This is a genomic window from Nocardioides sp., from assembly GCF_035503875.1.
Classification (GTDB): Bacteria; Actinomycetota; Actinomycetes; order Propionibacteriales; family Nocardioidaceae; genus Nocardioides.
On record NZ_DATJTA010000033.1, the window covers coordinates 21,217 to 27,456 of the forward strand.

General features: G+C 74.5%; 7 protein-coding genes. 2 read left to right on the top strand and 5 right to left on the bottom strand.

The annotated features are described in order from the left end of the window. Window positions 1-12: 12 nt before the first annotated feature. Window positions 13-396 carry a hypothetical protein gene (locus VMF51_RS07840; protein WP_325473857.1) on the top strand — a complete coding sequence of 128 codons (384 nt, stop codon included), beginning with the start codon at window positions 13-15 and terminating at the stop codon, window positions 394-396. A 147-nt stretch (window positions 397-543) separates the two neighbouring features. Here the strand turns inward: VMF51_RS07840 and VMF51_RS07845 are convergent, their stop codons facing one another. The 5 genes from VMF51_RS07845 to VMF51_RS07865 are packed head-to-tail and all read right to left on the bottom strand — an operon-like array spanning window position 544 to window position 5,413. Then, window positions 544-1,230 (bottom strand): hypothetical protein, encoded by a 687-nt coding sequence (locus tag VMF51_RS07845; protein ID WP_325473858.1) that lies wholly within the window; start codon window positions 1,228-1,230, stop codon window positions 544-546. Further along, window positions 1,227-1,991, bottom strand: coding sequence for a polyphenol oxidase family protein (locus tag VMF51_RS07850; protein WP_325473863.1), 765 nt, complete (start codon window positions 1,989-1,991; stop codon window positions 1,227-1,229). The genes VMF51_RS07845 and VMF51_RS07850 overlap by 4 nt, the downstream gene beginning before the upstream one ends. Further along, on the bottom strand, window positions 1,991-3,289 hold the full coding sequence (gene murD, locus VMF51_RS07855; protein WP_325473859.1) for a UDP-N-acetylmuramoyl-L-alanine--D-glutamate ligase: 1,299 nt from the start codon (window positions 3,287-3,289) through the stop codon (window positions 1,991-1,993). Before murD ends, VMF51_RS07850 begins: the two co-directional genes overlap by 1 nt. Then, a complete protein-coding gene (locus tag VMF51_RS07860) occupies window positions 3,286-4,623 on the bottom strand; it encodes a hypothetical protein (RefSeq protein ID WP_325473860.1) in 1,338 nt (445 codons plus the stop codon). The genes murD and VMF51_RS07860 overlap by 4 nt, the downstream gene beginning before the upstream one ends. Window positions 4,624-4,657: 34 nt before the next feature. Then, window positions 4,658-5,413, bottom strand: a complete 756-nt coding sequence (locus tag VMF51_RS07865) for an SDR family NAD(P)-dependent oxidoreductase (protein ID WP_325473861.1) — start codon at window positions 5,411-5,413, stop codon at window positions 4,658-4,660. A 90-nt stretch (window positions 5,414-5,503) separates the two neighbouring features. Between VMF51_RS07865 and VMF51_RS07870 the strand changes: the two genes are divergently transcribed. Next, window positions 5,504-6,106, top strand: a complete 603-nt coding sequence (locus VMF51_RS07870) for a TetR/AcrR family transcriptional regulator (RefSeq protein ID WP_325473862.1) — start codon at window positions 5,504-5,506, stop codon at window positions 6,104-6,106. Window positions 6,107-6,240 lie beyond the last annotated feature (134 nt).

Here is a 6,240-nt window from a genome sequence, read left to right on the forward strand (position 1 = left end):
CAGCGTGCCGCCATGAGGCGCCCGCCGCACGAGAACGTCGCGACCGTCCTGGTCGACCCGCTCGTGCTGCGCGAGCTCGAGGTGCACCTGATGGGCCTGGACCTGCGGCTGTGGCCGGTCGCGACCTCCCCGGTGTACGCCGACGGCCCGCGGGCGGCGTTCCAGCTCCGCCGGCGGCTGCTGATGGCCCGCCGCGGGGCGTGGGACGACGCGGCCACCTGGACGCCGGTGTGGATCGCCTTCGGCGACAGCTGGTACGACGGCGCCGAGCCGCTCCCCTGGCGCGCCCACGACACCCTGTGGCGGACCCTCGAGCTGTACGCCGGGCACGTGCGCTACCGGCTCGGCCTCGGCGGGATCCCGCGCCTGGACATCCCGCGGGAGCGGACCGCCTGATCGCCGACCCGTCACTTTCTCGGCGGTTTTCGCGGTGTGTCGCGGCGGGATCGACGGGTCGGTGAGCGGACGCCCTACGCCGCTGATCGAACCGTCAATGCTGCAACGACACACCGCAGAAAACGCCGAGAAAGTGACGGGTCGCGCTCAAGGCAGGTCCAGCGTGGTGGTGGTTCCGAGGGTGTCGACGGCCAGCACGGAGCGGGCGGTGCGGAGGAGGGGGCGGGTGATGGGGGTCGGCTGGGCGCCGTGGACCCGGGCGGCGCGCTCCCATGCCCAGCTGGGTACGGCGCCGGCGCCGGGGTCCGGCGTCACCCAGCCGTCGGCGAGCTCGACCAGCAGGGGGCCGGCCGTGGAGGTGCAGAGCTCGCCGCGGTGGTTCCACCACAACCCGACCTCGGCGCCCACCTCGGTCAGGTGCCGGGCGGCGAGGGTCGCCTCCAGGGTGGAGATCGTGGGCAGCCCGGCCAGCGGCGAGTCGGACGACCAGTCCCACGGCAGGTCGACGGCCTCGGCGTCCCGGGTCGCAGCCCCCGGCAGCGGCATCGGCGCGACCCGGGTCCAGGGCACGCCGTACCCCCGCCGGACCGCGTCGTACGACGCCCCGCCGCTGATCTCGACGGCCCCCGAGCCGGGCAGCAGACCCCAGGGGACCTCGTCCCACCCGATCCCGAGGACGTCGAACGTCCGCCCGGCCTGCTCGCGGGCGAACTCGACGGCCTCCGGAAGGACCGGCACGACCACCCGGTAGCCCCCGCCGAGGAAGGACGCGGCCGCGACCGTCCAGTCGGCCTCCGCGACCTCGGCCGCGTCGTGCCAGGCGCGGACGGTCACGCGGGCACCACGGTGACGGCCATGAACCGGCCGCACGGCCGCTGGGCGCGGTCGGAGAAGAACGTTTCGGTGCCGGAGCGGGTGTCGACGGCCATCCGGTGCACGGTGCGGACGCCGAGGTCGGCGAGCTGCCGCTCGACGGCGCCGCCGACGTCGAGGTAGCGGTGCCCGGGCCGGCTGGCCTTCGTGAAGCCGGGCAGCACCGCGTCGAGCGCGTCCGCCTCGGCGTCGCCGACCTCGTAGCTGTCGTAGCCGACGCACGGCCCCACGCCCGCGACCAGGTCCGCCGCGTCGGTGCCGAATTCCGAGCGCATCCGGGCGACCGTCGCCGCCAGCACGCCTCGTACGACGCCCGGCCGGCCCGCGTGCGCGGCACCCACGGCGCGGCGCACCGGGTCCCACAGCAGCACCGGCGCGCAGTCGGCGACGAGGATCCCCAAGGCAACGCCGGGGACGTCGGTGACCAGCGCGTCGGTGGCCGGGAAGTGCTCCCGGGACTCCGCCACACCGGAGTGCCCCCGGCCCGCGAGCGAGGCCGTGACGACCGCGACCCGCGCGCCGTGCTGCTGGTCCGCGACGGTCAGGGCGGGTACGCCGAGGGCGGCGGCGACCAGGTCGCGGTTGCGGCGTACGGCGGCAGGGTCGTCCCCCACGTGGTCGCCCAGGTTGAGGCCCGCGTACACGCCCTCGCTGGTGCCGCCCTCCCGCGTCGTGACGACCGCGCGCACGGACGGCCCGTCGTACGGGAAGGGGCGGAGCATCACAGCGCCCGCATCGCCGCGGTGAACACCTCGGCCCGCTCGGCGTAGTCGCGGAAGACCCCGAAGCTCGGCGCCGCCGGGGAGAGCAGCACGACGCCGTCGGGCGCGGCGAACGCGTGCCCCCGTCGTACGGCGGAGGCCAGGTCGGTGCTCTCCTCGACCTGCACGATCGGCGCAATCGCGCGGATGGTGCGCGCGATCCGCGGCCCGTTGTCGGGCAGGGTCAGCACCAGCACGCGGTCGCCGTACGCCGCCAGCCCCTCGGCCAACGGCGCGTAGTCGATCCCGCGGTCCTGGCCGCCGACCAGCAGCGCGACCCGGCGCCCGGGGAAGGCGTCGACCGCGGCCAGGGTGGGCAGCACGTTGGTGCTCAGGCTGTCGTCGACGAACTCGACGTCGCCGACCCGGCCGACGCGGGTGAGTCGGCTCGGCAAGGGCTCGTACGACGTCGCGGCCGCCGCCAGCGCGGTCTCGTCCTCGGCGCCCGGCACCCCGAGGGCGACCAGCACCTCGCGGGCGAGCAGCGCGTTGCGCAGGTTGTGCCGGCCGATCAGCCCGAGCCCGTCGGTCCAGGCGGCCTCGACCTCGGCCACCCGCCGGACGTGGGGGCCGAGCTGGTCGGCGTACCGCTCCAGCTCGGGGTCGGCGGCGGGGGCGACGACGGTCTCGACGCCGGGGCGGGTGCACAGCGAGAGCTTGTCGCGGACGTACGTCTCGTAGCCGTGGTGCCAGGTCAGGTGGTCCTGGCTGAGCGAGGTGACCGCGACGACCCGGGGGCCGGTGGTCACGTCGTGGGCCTGGTAGCTGGACGTCTCGATCAGGTACAGGTCGGCGGGCGCGGCGTCCGGCTCCCAGGGCGCGCGGCCGATGTTGCCGCCGACGAACACGTCCTGCCCGAGTCCGCGCGCCAGGGCGCCGGCGATCGCGGTCGCGGTGCTCTTGCCCTTGGTGCCGGTCAGGCACGCGACCCGGTCGCGCGGCGCGTCCTCCAGCCACAGGCCGAGGCCGCCCGCGAGGCGTACGCCGGCCGCGGCGAGCGTGGTCGCGGGCTCGTCGTACGGGCTGATGCCGGGGCTCTTGACCACCACGTCGCAGTCGAGCAGCCGCTCCAGGCCGCCGTCGTCGAGGGCGAGCATCTCCAGCCCGTCCGGGGTGGCCCCGGATGCCCGGTCCACGACGGCGTACGGCGTCACGCCATCGGCCGCCAGCCGGCGCAGGCTCGCCGAGCCCTCCACGCCGACGCCCCAGACGCCGACCTTCAGGCCGGCCAGGCCGGCCAGGCCGGACCAGCCGGTCACCGGGTGTCGTCCGCCGGCAGGAAGTGCGGACCCTGTCGGTGGAGCAGCGCGTCCGTGGTGGGGACCGGCTTGCCGGCCTGCTCCAGGGTGGCGACCCGCTCGGCCAGTCGCACGAGCAGCGGCGTGCCGGCCCGGTCGGGGCGGGTGACCGCGAGCCGGACGGCCGTCCGGCACTCGCCCTCGTCACCGACGCACTCCAGCGGCTTGTCGAGGCCGGGCTCGCCCAGCAGCGACTCGAAGACCGGGGCCAGGCTCTCGTCGCGCAGCGGCTCCGAGCCGCGGAAGATCGCGTCGAGCTCGGCGGGCGGGAGGTACGGGCTCAGGATCAGGTCGATGAAGCAGCACTTGTCGCAGCGGCCGCACCACGTCGCGTGCCGGGCGCCGGCGTCGACGAAGAACGCCTTGTTGCAGCTGCGGAAGGCCAGGTGGTAGTCGGTCAGCTCGGCGAACCGCTCCGCCACCCAGAGCTCGCTGTAGGGGCGGAGCGCCGAGTAGTAGTCGACGCCGGTGACGTTCTCGGCGAGCACCTCGCGGAAGGCCCGCTCGAAGTCGAGACCCTTGCTCCACTGGTGGTTGACCGGCACGCCGTTGGCGACCAGGCCGGTGGGCTCGCTCGCCGAGTGCTCGTTGGACATCACGACCCGGTCGTGACCGTGGGCGACCGCGCAGAGGACCGCGGTCGCGGACAGGACGCCGGTCACCGGCACGTGGCCGTTGAGGTAGCCGCGCGCCTTCGACTCCAGCACCTTCGGGTCCAGGTGGCGACGGACGCGGCGGACGGGCAGGCCGGTGATCGCCGCGCTGTCCTCGATCGGCTCGAACGGCACGTCGGAGGTGTTGGCGACGAAGAGCGCTCCGCCGTCGCGGGTCGCCGGGGTGCCGTCGACGACCACGATCGAGTCGATCCCGCCGCCGAAGGGCACCAGCGGCCCCCGCCGTACGTCGGCCGCGGCGGGAGCGGGCGTGCGCGGCGTCGAGTCGATCCGCAGGTCGCTGATGTCGACGCCGGTCCGGTAGGAGAACTCCGCCAGTCCGTGCAGGTGGAAGTCCCGCAGGAAGTCGGCCTCGCGCGGGCTGAGCCCGTCGGCCGGGCCGACGACCAGCGGCGGGGCGCCGGTCTTGTAGTAGGAGATGCCGGCGAGGAGGAAGACCACGCGGGCCGCCCCGTGGGCGGCGGGCGTGGTGAAGTCGGCGCCCTCGCCGGCCTCGAAGACGAACCGCTCCGCGAAGGTCTCCCCGTCGAGGGAGTAGGTGCAGGTCAGCTCGCCGTCGGCGGTCAGCTCGAACCGCTCGTAGGAGAAGACCTGGCCCCGCTGCTTCGGCTCTGCACTCATCGACCCAGCCTAGCGAGGCAGCGGGAGCCGACGGTCACTGCGCGGCGTACCCGCCGTCGACGAGGTGGTAGCTGCCGGTGACGAAGGTGGCGGCGTCGGAGACCAGGAAGGCGACGAGCGCGGCGACCTCCTCGGGGGTGCCGAGGCGGCCGGTGGCGTGCTTGTCGGCGAGGGCCTGCTGGGTGGCGGCGTCGAGGTTGGCCTCGAGCAGCGGGGTCGCGATGAAGCCGGGGCCGACGGCGGTGACGCGGACGCCCTCGCGGCTGTGCTCCAGGGCGGCGTTCTTGGTCAGGCCGAGGAGGCCGTGCTTGGCGGCGACGTACGCCGAGGAGCCCTCGATGCCGACCGAGCCGAGGACGGAGGCCATGTTCACGATCGCGCCGCCGCCGTTCGCGGCGATCGCGGGCACCTGCGCGCGGACGCCGTAGAAGACGGCGTTGAGGTTGACCTCGACGACCTTCTGCCAGCTCTCGACGGGGTACTCGCCGACGGGCGCGTTGGCACCGCCGATGCCGGCGTTGTTGACGGCGATGCGCAGCGGGGCGAGCGCCTCCGCGGCGGCGACCATCGCGGCCTGGACGTCGACGTCGGCGACGTTCCCGACGAACGGCTCCGCGGTGCCGCCGGCGGCGGTGATCTCCTGCGCGACCGTCTCGGCCGCGTGCTGGTCCAGGTCGGCGACCAGGACGGCCGCACCGTTCTCCGCCAGCAGGGTGGCGACGGCCCGGCCGATGCCGGAGCCCGCGCCCGTCACGATCGCCGAACGGCCGGCGACGTCGTAGGTGGCCATGGTGTTCCTCCGATTCCGATTCTTATCCAACACTTGTCGGATACTTGGCTAACCTACAGTTGTCGCACTTTGTTCCGGAGAGGAGCCCGTATGGACGCCCGACAGCGCCGCTCGCAGGAGCGCCTGTACGCCGCCGTCCTGCGGCTCGCCGCCGAGCGGCCGGTCGCCGACCTGAGCGTGACCGCGGTGGCGAACGAGGCGGGGGTGCACCGGTCGACGTTCTACGAGCACGCCGCCTCACCGGCCGACCTGCTCGAGGCGGCCCTGCTCGCCGAGCTCGACGAGCTGCGCGAGGGGCTGCTCGCCGACGACACGGCCGAGGTGCCCGACGCGGTCCGCGGGGTGACCGCTGACGTCCTGCGGCACGTCGAGCGGCACGCGGCCATCTACCGGCGCGGACTCGGCACGGGCAGCACCGGCGGCAGCCTGCACGCGATGCTGAGCAACCACTTCCGCGAGACCAGCCGTCAGCTGCTCGACGCCGCCCGCGTGGAGGTCCGGGTGGAGGCGCCCGGCGTACCGGACGACGTCGTCGCCGATCTCGCCACCCGGTTCATCGCCGACGGCACGGTCGGGGTGATCGAGGGCTGGCTCGCCGGCGACCTGGACGTCGACGACCTGCTCACGGCGTACGCCGCCCTGCTTCCGCCGTGGTGGCCCAGCCACGCCGACCACCCGTCGACCCGGCGGTAGTTCTGCCGACTCGGCGCGCAAGTTCTGCCGACTCGGCGCGCAAGTTCTGCCGACTCGGCGCGCAAGTTCTGCCGACTCGGCGCGCAAGTTCTGCCGACTCGGCGCGCAAGTTCTGCCGACTCGGCGCGCAAGTT

What these genes read in the sequence shown, in the direction of transcription:
- VMF51_RS07840 (WP_325473857.1), top strand. Translation starts at nt 13, where the DNA reads ATGAGGCGCCCGCCGCACGAGAACGTCGCGACCGTCCTGGTCGACCCG.
- VMF51_RS07850 (WP_325473863.1), bottom strand. Translation starts at nt 1,991, where the DNA reads ATGCTCCGCCCCTTCCCGTACGACGGGCCGTCCGTGCGCGCGGTCGTC.
- VMF51_RS07860 (WP_325473860.1), bottom strand. Translation starts at nt 4,623, where the DNA reads ATGAGTGCAGAGCCGAAGCAGCGGGGCCAGGTCTTCTCCTACGAGCGG.
- VMF51_RS07865 (WP_325473861.1), bottom strand. Translation starts at nt 5,413, where the DNA reads ATGGCCACCTACGACGTCGCCGGCCGTTCGGCGATCGTGACGGGCGCG.
- VMF51_RS07870 (WP_325473862.1), top strand. Translation starts at nt 5,504, where the DNA reads ATGGACGCCCGACAGCGCCGCTCGCAGGAGCGCCTGTACGCCGCCGTC.